The sequence below is a fragment of the Arthrobacter sp. ok362 genome, assembly GCF_900102785.1.
Classification (GTDB): Bacteria; Actinomycetota; Actinomycetes; order Actinomycetales; family Micrococcaceae; genus Arthrobacter.
The window spans coordinates 72023-87709 of the sequence record NZ_FNGC01000004.1 but is presented as its reverse complement, the minus strand read 5'-3'; the positions used below and the strand labels follow the sequence as shown (position 1 = coordinate 87709).

General features: G+C 67.0%; 13 protein-coding genes. 9 read left to right on the top strand and 4 right to left on the bottom strand.

Features of this window, described 5'->3' with window-relative positions; all coding sequences use genetic code 11:
- Positions 1-31: 31 nt before the first annotated feature.
- Positions 32-1777, bottom strand: coding sequence for an MFS transporter (locus BLQ10_RS06680; RefSeq protein ID WP_091559897.1), 1746 nt, complete (start codon positions 1775-1777; stop codon positions 32-34).
- A 305-nt stretch (positions 1778-2082) separates the two neighbouring features.
- Between BLQ10_RS06680 and BLQ10_RS06675 the strand changes: the two genes are divergently transcribed.
- From BLQ10_RS06675 to BLQ10_RS06650, 6 genes are all read left to right on the top strand, one after another.
- Positions 2083-3093, top strand: a complete 1011-nt coding sequence (locus tag BLQ10_RS06675) for a phosphotriesterase family protein (RefSeq protein ID WP_091559895.1) — start codon at positions 2083-2085, stop codon at positions 3091-3093.
- A gap of 51 nt (positions 3094-3144) precedes the next feature.
- Positions 3145-4098 carry a phosphotriesterase family protein gene (locus BLQ10_RS06670; RefSeq protein WP_091559893.1) on the top strand — a complete coding sequence of 318 codons (954 nt, stop codon included), beginning with the start codon at positions 3145-3147 and terminating at the stop codon, positions 4096-4098.
- Between the two features lie 78 nt (positions 4099-4176).
- The gene (locus BLQ10_RS06665; protein ID WP_091559891.1) at positions 4177-5319 is read left to right on the top strand and encodes an FAD-dependent monooxygenase; all 1143 of its coding nucleotides are present in this window, start codon (positions 4177-4179) and stop codon (positions 5317-5319) included.
- 4 nt (positions 5320-5323) lie between these two features.
- Positions 5324-6292, top strand: coding sequence for an alpha/beta hydrolase (locus tag BLQ10_RS06660; protein WP_091559889.1), 969 nt, complete (start codon positions 5324-5326; stop codon positions 6290-6292).
- Complete coding sequence (locus tag BLQ10_RS06655; RefSeq protein WP_091559887.1) at positions 6289-7257, top strand: MBL fold metallo-hydrolase; 969 nt, start codon at positions 6289-6291, stop codon at positions 7255-7257. Before BLQ10_RS06660 ends, BLQ10_RS06655 begins: the two co-directional genes overlap by 4 nt.
- Positions 7250-8992 carry a CocE/NonD family hydrolase gene (locus tag BLQ10_RS06650; RefSeq protein WP_091559884.1) on the top strand — a complete coding sequence of 581 codons (1743 nt, stop codon included), beginning with the start codon at positions 7250-7252 and terminating at the stop codon, positions 8990-8992. Before BLQ10_RS06655 ends, BLQ10_RS06650 begins: the two co-directional genes overlap by 8 nt.
- Here the strand turns inward: BLQ10_RS06650 and BLQ10_RS06645 are convergent.
- The 3 genes from BLQ10_RS06645 to BLQ10_RS06635 all read right to left on the bottom strand — a co-directional run bounded on the left by BLQ10_RS06645 (position 8977) and on the right by BLQ10_RS06635 (position 12375).
- Positions 8977-11367, bottom strand: coding sequence for an ATP-binding cassette domain-containing protein (locus BLQ10_RS06645; RefSeq protein WP_091559882.1), 2391 nt, complete (start codon positions 11365-11367; stop codon positions 8977-8979). The two genes, BLQ10_RS06650 and BLQ10_RS06645, sit on opposite strands and share 16 nt — an antisense overlap.
- A 142-nt stretch (positions 11368-11509) precedes the next feature.
- Positions 11510-11929, bottom strand: coding sequence for a VOC family protein (locus BLQ10_RS06640; protein ID WP_217635790.1), 420 nt, complete (start codon positions 11927-11929; stop codon positions 11510-11512).
- Complete coding sequence (locus BLQ10_RS06635) at positions 11926-12375, bottom strand: helix-turn-helix transcriptional regulator (RefSeq protein ID WP_091559880.1); 450 nt, start codon at positions 12373-12375, stop codon at positions 11926-11928. Before BLQ10_RS06635 ends, BLQ10_RS06640 begins: the two co-directional genes overlap by 4 nt.
- Positions 12376-12479: 104 nt before the next feature.
- Here BLQ10_RS06635 and BLQ10_RS06630 point away from each other — a divergent pair, with 104 nt between their 5' ends.
- The 3 genes from BLQ10_RS06630 to BLQ10_RS06620 all read left to right on the top strand — a co-directional run bounded on the left by BLQ10_RS06630 (position 12480) and on the right by BLQ10_RS06620 (position 15644).
- Complete coding sequence (locus BLQ10_RS06630; RefSeq protein WP_091559878.1) at positions 12480-13715, top strand: type III polyketide synthase; 1236 nt, start codon at positions 12480-12482, stop codon at positions 13713-13715.
- Positions 13716-13777: 62 nt separating this feature from the next.
- Complete coding sequence (locus BLQ10_RS06625; RefSeq protein WP_091559877.1) at positions 13778-14488, top strand: class I SAM-dependent methyltransferase; 711 nt, start codon at positions 13778-13780, stop codon at positions 14486-14488.
- Positions 14481-15644, top strand: a complete 1164-nt coding sequence (locus BLQ10_RS06620; protein ID WP_091559874.1) for an FAD-dependent oxidoreductase — start codon at positions 14481-14483, stop codon at positions 15642-15644. Before BLQ10_RS06625 ends, BLQ10_RS06620 begins: the two co-directional genes overlap by 8 nt.
- Positions 15645-15687 lie beyond the last annotated feature (43 nt).

The window sequence follows — 15687 nt, the reverse complement described above, 5'->3', positions numbered from 1 at the left end:
AGGATCAGTGGTGGGGTCGAGGCCGTCAGTCTCAGACGGCGGCCTCGGCGTTGGCTTCAGTTGTCTTCGAGGTTTCCGCGCTGTTATCGGGCGTGGGCGCCGAGGAGCGCGCGGAGATGAAGAGGGTAAGAACAGCGGAGAGCGTCGCCGCGATGCCCGCGGCGAGGTACACAGTCTGGAAGCCCTGGCCGAGGGAGGTCCCCGCTACGCCCTGGATCTGCTGCTTCGCGGAGGTAAGGGCGCTGACCATGCCCTCGACGGCCTGAGCGGGTGCACCGCTGGCGGTTGCCTGGCCGGAGAACTGCGCGATGACGCCGTCCCAGCCTGAGAGGTAGCCCAGTGGCGGCACGTTCGACAGCCCGGCGACGGCCTCGGCAGGCAACCCTGCCCCGCCGAGGATCCCCGCGAGGGGTCCTGCGAAGACGGTGGCTCCGATTCCGAACGCGATGGCCGAGCCGATGACGGGGCCCAGGGCGAAACCGAGGTCGCGCAGGAGGTTTGTCGTGGCCGAGGCCATGCCGATGTGCTGCGGCTGCACGGTGTTGATGGCAACGGCGGTGATGGAGCCGACCGTGAGCGCGAATCCGATGCCCAGCATCAAGAGCGGCGGAATGAACGCCGTCCAGGGAGTTCCGCCGAAGGCCTCCGGCGTGCCCAGGGAGTACGTCGAGAGCCAGTAGGCGGAGAGGGCCATGAACGCGAAGCCCGCCGTGAGCACCCAACGCGGAGCCACGTGGTGGATGAGCCAGCCCACCACCGGGATGAAGGCGAAGGCCGGGCCCTGGATGAAGACGAACAGCACACCGACCTTCCAGGCTTCGGCGAGGGCGAGCCCGCCGACGGCGACACTCGTGCTGAAACAGACCGCAAGGAACGCGAACATGCCGGTAACCGCGACGACCCCGGTGATCGAGTACGCACTGTTCCTGAACAGTGAGAGGTGGATGAGCGGCTGCTTGGTCCGCATCTCGATGACGACGAAGACGACCAGGAGGAGGCCGCCTGCAATATAGCTCGCGATCACCTCAGGGCTGCCGAAGCCGGCGTCGACCGCCTGCACGGTGGCGAAGAGGACGGCGATCAGGCCGAGCGCGAGGGTAATCTGGCCCGGCAGGTCCAGCTTGCGTCCCTCCGCAGCTGCGGAGTCCAACGCCTGCACCGCAACGATGAGGACGGCGACGGCGATCGCGGCGGCAATGTAGTACGCCACGCGCCAACCACTGAAGACGTTGGGCGCGCCCACCGCCGGACCCGCCACGGTGAAGGCCTGGGCCGTCAAGCCTGCCAGCACCGGGGAGATCACCGCACCCAGCGACAAGAACCCGGCCCAGGTGGCGATAACTTTCGCCCGGGCGCGATGGTCCGGGGTGATCGCCGCGATCATGGACAGCGAGATGGGGAAGAGTATGCCCGCCCCAATGCCGCCGACCGCCTGCGCCGCGATCATCATTTCGGTGTTGGACGCAAGCGCCGCCAGCACCGAGCCGGCCACGCTGACCAGAGCGCCCGCGTACAGCAGCTTCTTCCGGCCGAACAGGTCGCCCAGGAGCCCCCAGCTGAGCTCGAACACCACGATGCCCATCATGAACATGCCCGCGATCCAGGTCAGGCCTGCGCCCGAGGTATGGAATTCCACGGCAAAAGTGCCGTTGAGGGCGCCCGGCAGGGCATTGGTGATTTGGGCGAGTGTGACCGCGCTGTAGGCGGCTACGAAGGTGGCCCGTACAGAGCCACGGCTCGACGTTGTGCCCCTCTGCGCAGTGTTGGTTTGACTCATCGATGAAACTCCTTTGTTTCCGGTGGACTCTCCGGTGACATGCCAGAACTGGTGCCCTGCCGGGCAAGAGCCGGCCGACCGGAGATAGCTGTGTCGTTCCCCACAGTTTGGTATCAAGATTTACACGCTGTCAAGAGTATTTACGCAACGTTGGCTTCATGAACACTTCGAAAGAATCACTCTGACTATTTCTTTGACACAATGTAAAGAAATATGTGATGCTGACTACACCGCAACGGAGCGACGGCACGGCCAGGCTCCGCGGCGCCCTGCATTTAGAACCCGAACTTCTAGGGAGAACCCACGTGAGTCACCCCACACCCGCCGAGACCGGCGACGCAGTCCACGCCCCGGCCGGGCAAACCGTCAACACGGTCCTGGGCCCGGTCCCTGCTTCCGACCTAGGGGTTGTCGCTGTCCATGAAGCCTTGTTGTCGGTGCTCCCCGGCGCCCAGTACGCCCCGGACATCTCCATGGACCGGGCGGAGATCTTCGAGGCCCTGGCGGCAAAGCTTGCGGACTTCCGCGAGCATGGCGGGCGGACGATCGTCGACAGCACCGGCATGTTCCACGGGCGCGATCTCAAGCTCTACGAGGCGCTCTCGCGCTCCACCGGCGTCCACATCGTCGCCTCCACGGGTCTGGGCCCGGAGGAAGAACTCGGCGGATACTTCCTGACGCCGCAGACCAACCCGCCCACCCCTTGGCCGGCCGAAAAGTTCGGCGATCTCTTCACCAAGGAAGTCACTGAGGGGATGGTGGTTCCCCGGGTCGAGCGCCGCGCCGCCGCTGGCATCGTTGCCACTATTGCCGACCGCGCCGGCATGACCCCGACCGAGGAAAGCCTGTTCCGCGGCTCCGCCCGCGCCGCCAAGAACACCGGCGTCCCTGTCTCCATCCGCTTCGGCGCCGATGCCCTGCACGATCTGGACATCGTTCTGGATGAGCAGCTCGAGGCCGACCGGGTGCTCGTCGGTGACCTGGACCGCAAGGATGCCGCGGGCTCCGCCGTCGAGGTGGCTAGCCGCGGAGCCTTCGTCGGCATCGATCACGTGGGCCTCAACGACCACGCGGACTACCTCACCGACCACGACCGCGCCGAACTGGTGCTCGAGCTTGTCAGGGCCGGCCATGCCGACAAGATCATCCTTTCGGGCAACTCGATCGGCGTGGCCAAGGGCCTGCCGGAGTACAACCTGCCCTACAGCCACGTCCTGACCACGTTCGTGCCTTTCCTCCAGGCCAACGGCCTGAGCGAGGAAGAGTCCCGGCGCATCCTCGTGGACAACCCGCGCAACCTGCTGACCGTGCGCTAAGCACGCGTCCGCCATCACACAACAAGCTTTCGAACCCCTGAGGTGAACGAAATGACCAAGGTCAACACAGTGCTGGGAACCATTCCGGCCGAAGAACTGGAAATCGTGGCGGTGCACGAACACATCGGCTACGGAATGCCCGGGTCCGAGCTGGACACCAGGTGGTGGAAGTCGCCCGAGCAGGCCTACGAGGAGACCGTGCCGAAGCTTCGGAAATTCCGCGAATACGGCGGCGGCACGTTCGTGGACGCCACGGGCATCTGCAACGGCCGCGACGTCGACTACTACAAGTCCCTGTCCCAGAAGACGGGCGTGCACATCGTGGCCTGCACCGGCTTCGTCGGCGGCGACACCGCCCTTCCCCACTTCTCCCGCGCGAGCGTGGACTACCTCGCGAAGGTATTCATCCACGAGATCACCGTCGGCATCGGCAACACGGGCGCCAAGGCCGGCGTCATCAAGGTCGGCGTGAGCCGCGGCGGCCGCATGACGGACCTGGACAAGCGCATCTACCGGGCCGCGGCCCGCGCCGCCGTCGTCACCGGCGCGCCGATCCTGACCCACCTGGCCATCGACGCCGAACCGGCAGTGAACATCTTCAACGAAGAGGGCCTCCCGCTGGACCGCGTGCTGTTCGGCCACGCCGACGACGGCCTGAACTCCCCGGTCACTCCTCACGATTGGATCTACGAACAGGGCGGCCGCATCGGGTTCGACACCTTCGGCTACGACCTCGAACTGCCGGATCCGCCGTTCTGGGGCCGCAAGCGCACCGAACGCATGGAGCACTTCGTCAACCTCGTGAACAAGGGCTATGCGGACAAGCTTCTCGTCTCGGCCGACGCAAATTGCAGCCCGCTGGGCTGGCCGGGCGTGAAGGGCCACACCATCAACTACATCTTCGAGGACATGATCCCCGACATGCGCGCGGCTGGCATCGACGACGCCACCCTCAAACTCCTGCTCGAGGACAATCCGGCCGAGTTCCTGTCGCTTCACGGCTGACCTGCGGACAGGCCACCACAACTTACCCGTCTCCCAGAATTGGCCCGGGCCAAGAATAGTCAAGAAAGAGATGAAACCATGAAGGCTTCGGAAATCAAGAACCTCAACATCGCCATAGTCGGCGCGGGGTACGGCGGCGCAGCAGCGGCAAAGGCCCTGAGCCTGCTCGGCGCGAACGTCAACGTCTACGAGCAAGCGTCCCAAATGCGGGAAGTCGGCGCCGGCATCGGCCTGCGTCCCGCCACCATGGACCGGTTCAGCCAGTGGGGGATCTTCGACGCGATCGCGAAGGTCAGTTCGCCAAGCGACTACTTCGAAATCCTCACCGCCTCGAGTGAGCCGATCATGAAGGACACGTGGCCGGAGTTCGGCGAGCAGACCCAGACGTACCTCATCCACCGCGGTGACTTCATCGAGGCTCTCCTGGGCGTTCTCCCCGAGGGCATGGTGCATCTCGGCCACAAGCTCGAAACCATCGAGGACAAGGGCGGCCGCTCCGTCCTGACCTTCACCAACGGCAAGACGGTCGAGGCCGACCTGGTGGTCGGTGCCGACGGCATCAAGTCCGTGGTGCGCGAGCAGCTGTTCAGCGACAAGGGCCCGGTGTTCTCAGGCGAACATGCCTACCGTGCAGTGATTTCCGCCGACGACGCCCACGGCCTGGTGGTCGACGACAACCTCCGGATGTACATCGGAAAGGGCACCAAGGTCTACCTGCTGCCGCTGCGCCACCGCAACCAGGTCTCTTTCGACATCACCGCCCTGAACCCGGACGGTACCTGGGCACCCGAGGTAACCAAGCAGGACCTCCTGGCCACCGTGAATGGCTTCGACGAGCGGCTGGTGAGCATCACCCGCGGCCTCGACATGGACACAGTGAACATCCGCGCGGTCTACGACATCGACCCCGTCGACACCTGGCACACGGACTCCGTGGTCCTGATGGGCGACGCGGCTCACTCCATGCTGCACCACCAGGGCCAGGGCGCGAACTCTGCCATTGAGGACGCGGGAGCCCTGGCCGACGCCCTGGCCCAGGCGGGCTCGGTCAAGGAGGCACTGGCCCTATTCCAGGCGGCCCGCAAGCCCGTGACGGACGAACTGCAGCGCATCTCGCGGCAGGGATGGTCCGAGGAAGAGGTCGACGACGTTTTCCCTGGTCAGAAGCCGACGTCCCAGAAGCCCGCCAGCGTCAACGCACCAGCACAGGCGAAAGGCTGAACCCATGACCATCCACCCTGAAATTGCCAAGATCCTCGCAACTTTGCCTGCACCCGATGGTTCTCCACTGAACCCCGAAGCCATGCGTGCAGGCGGGGCCGCCATGGTGGCCCCGCCGGAAGTGCGCCTCCCGCTGCACTCTGTCCAGGATGCCACGGCAGTCACGCCATCGGGCGAGGTGCCCGTGCGCATCTACACGCCGGCCGAGGCCGACGCTTACGGCCTGCTGGTGTATTTCCACGGCGGCGCGTTCTTCCTTGGCAGCCTGGACACGCACGACCACGTCGCGCGATCCCTGGCCAAGGAAACCGGCCATAAGGTCATCTCGGTGGGCTACCGGCTGGCCCCCGAAGCCTCCTTCCCGGCCGGCCTGGACGACTGCTACGGCGTGGTCCGCTGGGCTGCCGAGCATCGCGGCAACCTGGGCTGGGACGGAAAGAACCTTGCTGTCGCGGGAGACAGCTCGGGCGGCAACTTCGTCGCCGCCGTCACCGCGAGGGCCCACGATGACGGGTTCCCGGCGATCACCCACCAGATCCTGTTCTACCCGTCGCTGGACCTGGACTTCGACGTCGACCGCTACGGGTCGCTGCGGGAGAACGCCGAAGGATACGGACTGGAGACGGCGGGTCTCTTGCCGTTCAATTCCTTCTACCTCCAGAGCGGGGCGGACCCGGCGGATCCGCTCGTCTCCCCCATCAAGCGCCAGGACCTCGCCGGCCTGCCGCCGGCCCTGGTCATCACTGCCGAGCACGACCCCCTGCGGGACGAGGGCGAGCTCTACGGCCTGCGCCTCAGGGAGGCCGGCGTCAACGTGGCCGTCAGCCGCTACGAGGGAGCCAACCACGGCTTCGTCCAGAACTTCTCCTGGATTCCGGAGTTCTACAGGCCGTTCGAAGAGACCGCAGCCTTCCTGAGCAAGAGCGCTGGGCTTAGTGGGAACGCAGGGCTTCAAGGGAGTGCAGCGCAATGACGGAGTCAGTCGCCGTCCACCCGCTTGTCTCCCCGTGGGGGAGGTTCGGTCTCTACAGCTTCTTCATCGACGCTCCGGAACCCGCGATCGTCGACACGGGAATCGCGTCCTCGCCCGCCGAAGGCATGGTGCCGGCACTGGCCGCGATCGGCCGCAGGATCGAGGACGTCCGCTGGATCCTGCTAACCCACGGACATATCGACCACATCGGCGGCGCCTACGCCTTGTGGGAGCTCACCGGACGGCGCGCGCAGGTGGTCATCCACGAGGCCGACGCGCCGATGTTGCGCTCGCGCCGGGCGCACGTGGACGAATACCTTGCCGGCCGGGCGCAGTACCTGGATGACCCCGACGGCGAGGCGAAACTGACCGAGGCGACGAATGCCGTCATCTCGGGCGAGATGGAGCCAACGCTGCTGGTGCGGGGCGGCGAGACCATCTCACTCGGCGGCGACGTCAGCGTCACCGTGCACTCGGTTCCGGGCCACACCCGCGGATCCGTGGCGTACGTCATCAACGGGCAAAACGACGTATTCGTCGGCGATGCCGTGCAGGTCCACGGTGCGGCCAACGGATTCCCCGGATTCGTGGACCCGGCCGGCTACCGTGCCAGCCTGCAGTACCTCCGCGACCAGATCCGTCCGCGGCACCTCTACCTGGGCCACCCCTACCGCCGCGCGGACGGCACGCCCTACGGGGTGGAGCTAGACGCCGGGCAGGCCGAGGAAGCGCTTCAGGGGAGCCTGGAGATCGAAGCCCGCGTCAATAGTGCGGCCCACGACTGCTGGTCTGCCGGGCTGCAGGGTTCAGATTCGCCGTACTCGCCCTTCACCCGCGTGGCAGAGGATCTCGGCTACGAGGGGGACCCCGCCTTGGAGCCTTCCCCGTTCTTCACGACGCTCAACGGCTACCGCACCACATTCGACCGCATGACCGAAGATGAGGAGATCAACACTCATGGATGACTTCCAGCTGCTGAATACCGGCGGCGAGAAGATTGCCGTTCGCAAGGACCTCCGGGTCCCCATGCGGGACGGCGTCGAACTCGCCGCGGACGTCTACCACGGCACCGAGGACAAGCCGCGGCCCGCACTGGTGGCCCTGAGCCCCTACGGCAAGGAACTCCAGGCCCTGGCCCTGACCACCCCGCCGCAGCGGCGGCCCAGCCCGATGTGGGACGGCTGCATTGAGGCCGGCGACATCGCCCGCATCGTCAAGGAGGACTACGCCCACGTCATTGGCGACCTCCGCGGCTCCGGACATTCCGGCGGCGAGCACATCGGCAACTACAACGCCGGCGGTGTCTCGCTAGGCCAGGACGCGTACGACTTCATCGAATGGGTAGCGGCGCAGCCGTGGTGCGACGGCAACGTCGGCATGGTGGGTATTTCCTATTTCGGCTCCATGCAGGTGCTGGCCGCGGCCGAGCGCCCGCCGCACCTGAAGGCGATCTTCGTTTCCGGCGGGCACTACGACTTCTACGAGACCACCTACCACGGCGGGATCATGTGGTTCATGCCGCGGGCTGCGCGCGAGGGCCGCGGCGGCGACTCCGGCTGGGCGTTCACCGACGGCGTCAAGTCGCGAATGATCGAGAAGTACTCCCCCGCGGAGCTTAAAGAGCTCGTCGCCCAGCGCCTGCAGGATCCCGACGTCGCCGCGTGGCCGAACCTCGTCCACGTGCTGAACTACCCGAAGAACCACGAAGCCTGGTTCGACATCGTGATGAACGAACTCGACGGGGACTGGTACGAGGAGCGCAACCCCATCACGCTGGCCCCGAACATCGACATCCCGGTCTACCTGCAGATCGACCAGGGCCGCGGCTGGACTATGGACGGCACCATCGGGCTGTTCAACGCCCTGAAGGGCCCCAAGAAGCTGGACATCGGCCCCTACCCGCCGATGCAGTCGCGTCCCTTCATCGAGGAGCACGACAAGATGTTCCGGTGGTACGACTACTGGATCAAGGGCATCGACAACGGCGTCATGGACGAGCCGGCCGTCAGCGTCTTCGTGGAGGGCTCCCGCGAGCTCGTGACCGCCGAGCAGTGGCCGCCCAAGGACGTGGAGTACAAGGCCCTCTATCTGCGCCCGCGGCACAAGCTGTCCACCGAGCCAGAGCTGATGGGTGCGGAATACGCCGCCCCTGACGGCTTCTACCAGGCGCCGCTGACGGTGACCGACAAGGTGCAGATCATCAGCTGGAGCACCGAACCGTTCGAGGAGGACTCGGAGCTGATAGGCACCGGCGCCGCGCACATCTTCGCCGAGATCGACCAGCCGGACACCAACTTCATCCTTCGCCTGTGGGACTACGCCCCCAACGGCAAGCGCCAGCTCATCACGAGCGGGTACCTCAAGGCCTCGCACCGCGAACTCGACGACCGCAGCACAGAGGGCAGTCCGGTACATCCGCACACCCGATCGGTTCCGGTGGAACCCGGCACGATCGAGGAGTACGTGCTGCGCCTCTACCCGTTCGCGAACAACTTCAAACCCGGCCACACGCTCACCGTCGAACTGTCGAACGGCGAGCCCCTGGCCGACGAGCACAACGCTCTGCTGCCCCCGGATGCCTTCCACCTGCCGGTGGGGCGTCCCGTCACGCACAAGATCTACCGCGACGCCGCCCACCGGTCCCGGCTGGTCCTTCCGTTCACCACGCGCCCTCCCCGGACCGGTCAGGCGCCGACGTAGGCCGCGAGGTGCTGGCCGGTGAGCGTGGAGCGGGCCGCGACGAGGCCGGCGGGCGTGCCCTCGAAGACGAGCCGGCCGCCGTCATGGCCGGCGCCGGGGCCGAGGTCGATGATCCAGTCGGCGTGCGCCATGACCGCCTGGTGGTGCTCGATGACGATGACCGACTTGCCGGAGTGGACGAGCCGGTCCAGGAGGCCGAGCAGGTTCTGGACGTCGGCGAGGTGCAGGCCGGTGGTGGGTTCGTCGAGGACGTAGATGTCGCCCTTCTCTGCCATCTGGGTGGCGAGCTTGACGCGCTGCCGCTCTCCGCCGGACAGCGTGGTGAGCGGCTGGCCGAGGCTGAGGTAGCCGAGGCCGACGTCCACGAGCCGGTCGAGGATTTTGTGGGCCGCCGGCGTGCGGGCTTCCCCTTCGCCAAAGAACACCTCGGCCTCGGTCATCGACATTGCCAGCACTTCGGCGATGTTGCGGCCGCCCAGCTTGTATTCCAGCACCGAGGCCTGGAACCGCTTTCCCTCGCAGTCCTCGCAGGTGGACTCGACGGTGGCCATGACACCGAGTTCGGTGAAGATGACGCCCGCGCCGTTGCAAGTGGGGCAGGCGCCTTCCGAGTTGGAGCTGAACAGCGCCGGCTTCACTCCGTTGGCTTTCGCGAACGCCTTGCGGATCGGCTCGAGAAGGCCCGTGTACGTCGCGGGGTTGCTGCGGCGGGACCCCTTGATGGCACCCTGGTCGATGACCACCACACCCTCGCGGCCGTCCACCGAGCCGTGGATCAGTGAGCTCTTCCCTGAGCCGGCGACGCCAGTGACCACGCAGAGCACGCCGAGCGGGATGTCGACATCCACGCCCTGGAGATTGTTCGTGGACGCGCCACGGACCTCCAGTGCGCCCGAGGACTGGCGTACCAATTCCTTGACCGCGGCCCTGTCGTCGAGGTGGCGGCCGGTGATGGTGTCGCTCCCACGCAGCCCCTCCACGCTTCCCTCGAAGCAGACACCGCCGCCCTCGGTGCCTGCGCCGGGACCGAGGTCAACGACGTGGTCGGCAATCGCGATGGTCTCCGGCTTGTGCTCGACGACGAGCACGGTGTTGCCCTTGTCGCGCAGCTGCAGCAGCAGCTGGTTCATCCGCTCGATGTCATGCGGGTGCAGGCCGATCGTCGGCTCGTCAAAGACGTAGGTGATGTCCGTGAGGGACGAGCCCAGATGCCGGATCATCTTGGTCCGCTGGGCCTCTCCCCCGGACAGCGTGCCGGCCGGCCGGTCCAGGGAGAGGTAACCCAGCCCGATTTCGGCGAACGAGTCGAGCAGGTGCTGCAAGCCTTTCAGGAGCGGCGCGACCGAAGGCTCGTTGAGCTCGCGGATCCACGCGGCCAGGTCGCTGATCTGCATGACGCAGAGGTCGGCGATGTTCTTGCCCCGGATCTTCGAGGACCTGGCCTCCCGGCTGAGCCGTGTGCCGTCGCACTCCGGGCAGGCCTGAAACGTGATGGCGCGCTCCACGAAGGCCCGGACGTGGGGCTGCATCGCCTCGACGTCCTTGGAGAGCATCGACTTCTGGATCTTCGGGATCAGCCCCTCATACGTCAGGTTGATGCCCTCGACCTTGATCTTGGTCGGTTCCTTGTAGAGCAGGTCGTGCATTTCCCTTTTGGTGAACTTCGCGATCGGCTTGTCCATGTCGAAGCCGGCGCCGCTGAAGATGCGGCCGTACCAGCCGTCCATGCTGTAGCCGGGGATCGTCAGGGCACCGCCGCCGAGCGACTTGGAGTCGTCGTAGAGCGCAGTGAGGTCGAAGTCGGAGACCGAGCCCATGCCCTCGCAACGCGGACACATGCCGCCCAGGTAGACCGCATCGTGCACCACATTCTTCTCGACCCGGCCGCCCTTCTCGGTGCTCATCACCCCGCTTGCCTTCCGAGTGGGGACGTTGAAGGAGAACGCCGTGGGGGGCCCAACGTGCGGCGATCCCAGCCGGCTGAAGAGGATGCGCAGCATGGCGTTGGCATCGGTGACGGTGCCGACGGTGGACCGGGGGTTGGCGCCCATCCGCTCCTGGTCGACGATGATCGCCGTCGTCAACCCCTCGAGATGGTCCACTTCCGGCCGCGACAGCGTCGGCATGAAGCCCTGCACGAAGGCGCTGTAGGTCTCGTTGATCATCCGCTGCGACTCCGCGGCGATCGTGGCGAACACGAGAGAGCTCTTGCCTGAGCCGGAGACGCCGGTGAACACCGTCAGCCGGCGCTTCGGGATCTCGATGCTGACGTCCTTGAGGTTGTTCTCGCGTGCGCCCTGCACCCGGATCAAATCGTGGGTGTCTGCAACATGCTGCGCCGGCGACTGCGTGTCCGCCCTCGTGGCCATGCTCATGGTGTCTCCATCTGTTTGCGGGGCCGCCTGCGCGGTTTCCCTCAGCGTCGCTTTGCTCTATCTAACCAGCTTCGGGCCCTGTGCCTTCCTGTCCTACGTCCGCCCTGCCCTTCGTCCGCCCTGCCCTTCGTCCGCGGACGGCTCAGAGCGGCTGCTGGATCCGGATCAGGTTGCCCGCGGGATCGCGGAAGGCGCAGTCGCGGACCCCGTAGGGCTGCTCCGTCGGCTCCTGGACCACCTCGGCGCCGCGGGCCTGCAGCCGCTCGAAGGTAGCGTCGACGTCCTTGCTGGCCAGGAGGATGCGGGCGTAGGTGCCCTTGGCCATCATCTCGTCGATGGTGCGGTGCTCGTCGTCGGTGACGCCCGGGTCGGCGGCCGGCGGCTCCAGGACGATGGACGTGCCCGGCTGGTCGGCCGGGCCGACGGTGATCCAGCGCATCCCGCCGTATCCGACGTCGTTGCGGACCTCGAAGCCGAGCGTGTCGCGATAGAACGCCAGGGCGGCATCGGGATCGTTGTGTGGGAGGAAACTCGCGTGAATGTTGATGTCCATGAAATTCATGCTAGCTGCGGTTCGGGGGCCGGCACTTCTCGATTCCTGACCGGTCTGGTCACCTGTTTGGCCACGCAGGACGGCATCCCCGCGGTCGCCCGGGCGCCCTCGCGCCGGTAGACGCTGGGCGGTACGCCGACCAGTTCGGTGAAGCGAGTGCTGAAGGTGCCCAGGGACGAGCAGCCGACCGTGAAGCAGACCTCGGTGACGCTGAGGTCGCCGCGGCGCAGCAGCGCCATCGCGCGCTCGATGCGCCGCGTCATCAGGTAGCTGTACGGGGACTCGCCGTAGGCGAGGCGGAACTCGCGGCTGAGGTGCCCGGCGGACATGTGCACGCCGCGGGCGAGGGCCTCGACGTCGAGCGGTTGCGCGTACTCCCGGTCCATCCGGTCACGGACGCGGCGCAGCAGCGCGAGGTCGCGCAGGTGCTGCGCCGTGTCGGGTTTGCTGGTCACATGTGAGATCGTGCTACGTCGCACCGGAGTTGTCCAGCCCGGCGGTGGTACCGAATCTCCGGCTGTTCCATTGTCTTTGGCGGCGGGCTCGCTGAGAATGAACCATGACGGTCTACCTGAGGTCCTTAGAAACTGCAGTCCCGCCAACCATCCTGGTGCAGCCCGAAGCCAGGGCCGTGTTCGCCGCCCAGCCGGGCCTCACGCGGCTCGGATCCCGGCTGGTGAACACGTGCTTTGACTCCGCAGCCATCGACACCCGGCATACGGCAGTCGAGGAACTCACCAAGGACAGCCGGGCGGAAGATCCCCAGTTCTTCGACCCGGCCACCGGCTTGGTGCTCAGCCCCAGCACCAAGATCCGCAACGGCATTTTCGCCACGGAAGCGACCAAGCTCTTCATTGAGGCCGCCCAAAAAGCCCTGGATGCCTGTCCGGGAGTCGATGCGCCGGACATCACCCACCTGATCACCGTCTCTTGTACGGGATTCTTCAATCCGGGCCCGGACTACAAGATTGTCCGGGCCCTCGGCCTGAATCCGGCCGTCCAGCGCTACCACCTCGGGTTCATGGGATGCTACGCCGCCTTCCCGGCGCTGCGGGCCGCAAAGTCCTTTTGTGAGGCGGATCCGCAGGCGACGGTGCTGGTGGTCTGCGCCGAACTCTGTTCCCTCCACGTGCGGACCTCCAATGATCCGGACACCATCATGGGATCGGCCCTGTTCGCCGACGGCGCCGCGGCGGCCATCATCACTGCCCGGGACATCCCCGGTGAAGCGCCCCTATTGCGGCTGGACCACTTCGAAACCGTCCTGACGCCCGTCGGGGAGGACTCGATGGCCTGGAATATCGGCGACGAGGGCTTCGAGATGGTGCTGGGAAACTATGTCCCGCACATCATCGATGACCACATCGTCGGCGCCCTCGAACCACTCCTGTCCCGCGACAGTTCGCTGCAGGGACTCCCCTACCGGGACATCCAGCACTGGGGCATCCACCCGGGGGGCCGGAGCATCCTGGACAAGGTCCAGTCCAGGCTGGATCTCAGCGACGAACAGCTGGTCCCCGCCCGCGAAACCCTCCGAAACTTCGGCAACATGAGCAGCGCCACCGTCCTGTTCGTCCTCAAGCACATCCTGGACCTGCCGGCGGAGGTCGACGCCGGGGCCTGGCCGGGCGGCCCGGGCAGCCCCGGCGCGGAACGGATCTGCTCCATGGCCTTCGGCCCGGGCCTGACGGTGGAAACGGCGCTCTTCACCAGGTTGGCCGCCCCGCGACCAGCTGCGGCTCCGCGGCAGGAGTCCGCGGCGGAACCTGCGGAGCCGGTGGCGGTGCGGGTCTGAGAGCGGCCACACTGAACCCGTTCAGCGCCAAGCAGATCCCGGAACGCCTCCGGGCTGCCCTTCTGCGTGACCGCGCGTCAGACGCCGTCGAGGAAATGGACCTGCCCGGCTGCGATCCCGGCCGCCTGGAGCGCACCTATGCCCAGTTTGCGCCCGTGAACCGTGTGGTCGCCGGTTGGCGCGGCATCTATCGGACCCGGATCCGGCCGCGCCTGACCCGAGGCTCCCCCACGTCCCTGCTGGACATCGGGTGCGGCGGGGGCGACCTATCGGTGCTGCTTGCCCGATGGGCCGCCCGGGACGGACTGCGCCTCGAGGTCACCGCCATCGACCCGGACCCGCGGGCAATCCTGTTCGCCCGCGACCGCCACGCGACGGCCGACGTGACGTTTCGCCAGGCGAGCTCTGCCGAGCTGCTCGAAGGGGGCCACCGGTACGACGTCGTGGTGTCCAACCATGTGCTGCACCACCTTGACGGGCTGGGAGCGTTCCTTGCCGAGTCGGCCATGTTGTCCCGTGGCACCGTCATCCACAACGACATCCGCCGCAGCCCCGCCGCCTACGCGCTCTTCTTTGCCGGCTCCTGGGTGCTCACCGGCTCCTACATCCGGCAGGACGGGCTGACCTCGATCCGGCGAAGCTACACCGCCGCGGAGCTGGCCGCCGCTGCTCCCCCGGGCTGGACAGTTGCCCGCCACGCCCCATTCCGGAACCTGCTGCTGCTGGACACTCCCGACGGCGGATATCCGGAAAGGCCCGCTGCCCGTGGCTGACGTGCTGATCATCGGTGCCGGCCCGGTGGGGCTGTTCATGGCCGCGCTGCTGCTGCAGGAAGGCGTGGATGTGCAGGTCCTGGAACAGCGGAGCGCACCGGAACCGCATTCGCGTGCCATCGGCATCCATCCGCCGGCGCTGGCCGCGCTCGCGGGAACGGGAGTTGCCGGGGCCCTGGTTGCCGAAGGCGTCCCGATCCGCCGCGGAGTCGCCCTGGCCGGCGGGAAATGCCTCGCCCAAATGTCCTTTGCCCGCGTTTCGGACCGTTTTCCGTTCATCCTGTCCCTGCCCCAAGGCCGAACAGAGGCGCTGCTGGAACGGCGGGTCAATGAGCTCGCCGGCGGCGCCCTGCACCGCGGCGTCCGCCTCACCCGGCTGTCCGACGACGGCGCCCGGGTCACCGTGGAAGCCGTATCCGGGCGGGGCACCCTGCGCTATACGGCGCCGCTGGTCATCGCCGCCGACGGCGTGCGCTCCACAGCGCGGGCGCTGCAGGGCGTCGCCGTGCGAGCGAAAGCGTACCCGGACAGCTACCTCATGGGTGACTTCGCGGACGACACGGGGTTCGGCCCGGACGCCGCGCTCTTCCTGGCCGGGGCCGGCATCGTGGAGTCGTTCCCCTTGCCAGGCCAGCTCCGCCGCTGGGTGGTCCGGCTGGGCCCGGGCGACCCCACTGCCGGCGGCCCCACTGCGGACGGTCAGGGCGGCGACTCCCGGTGGCTCATGCGCTGCGTGCGCGAGAGGACGGGACTCGAGATCGACGCGGGGACCAACAGCATGCTCAGCAGCTTCGGCGTCCGCACGCGCCTGGCCCGCCGGATGGTCACCGGACGGGTGGTGATGATCGGGGATGCGGCCCATGAGGTCAGTCCCATCGGCGGGCAGGGCATGAATCTGGGCTGGCTGGATGCGGCGGCGCTGGCCCCGATCGTGTCGGCCGCCGTGCGCGGCCGGGAGGTAACGGGCGTCTTGAAGACCTTTGAACGCACCCGGCTGCGGGCGGCGGCCAGGGCATCGCGCCAGGCGGAAATCAACATGGCCCTTGGCCGGCCCCTCACGGACGGCCTCCTGGCGGTGCGGAACCGGGCCATCGGAGGCGTCGCCGCAGTTCCGGCAGTGAATTCCTTGATTGCCCGCCGCTTCACAATGCATTGAGGGTCGATGCATTGAGGGGTCCGAGAGCGATTCCGTGCAGACG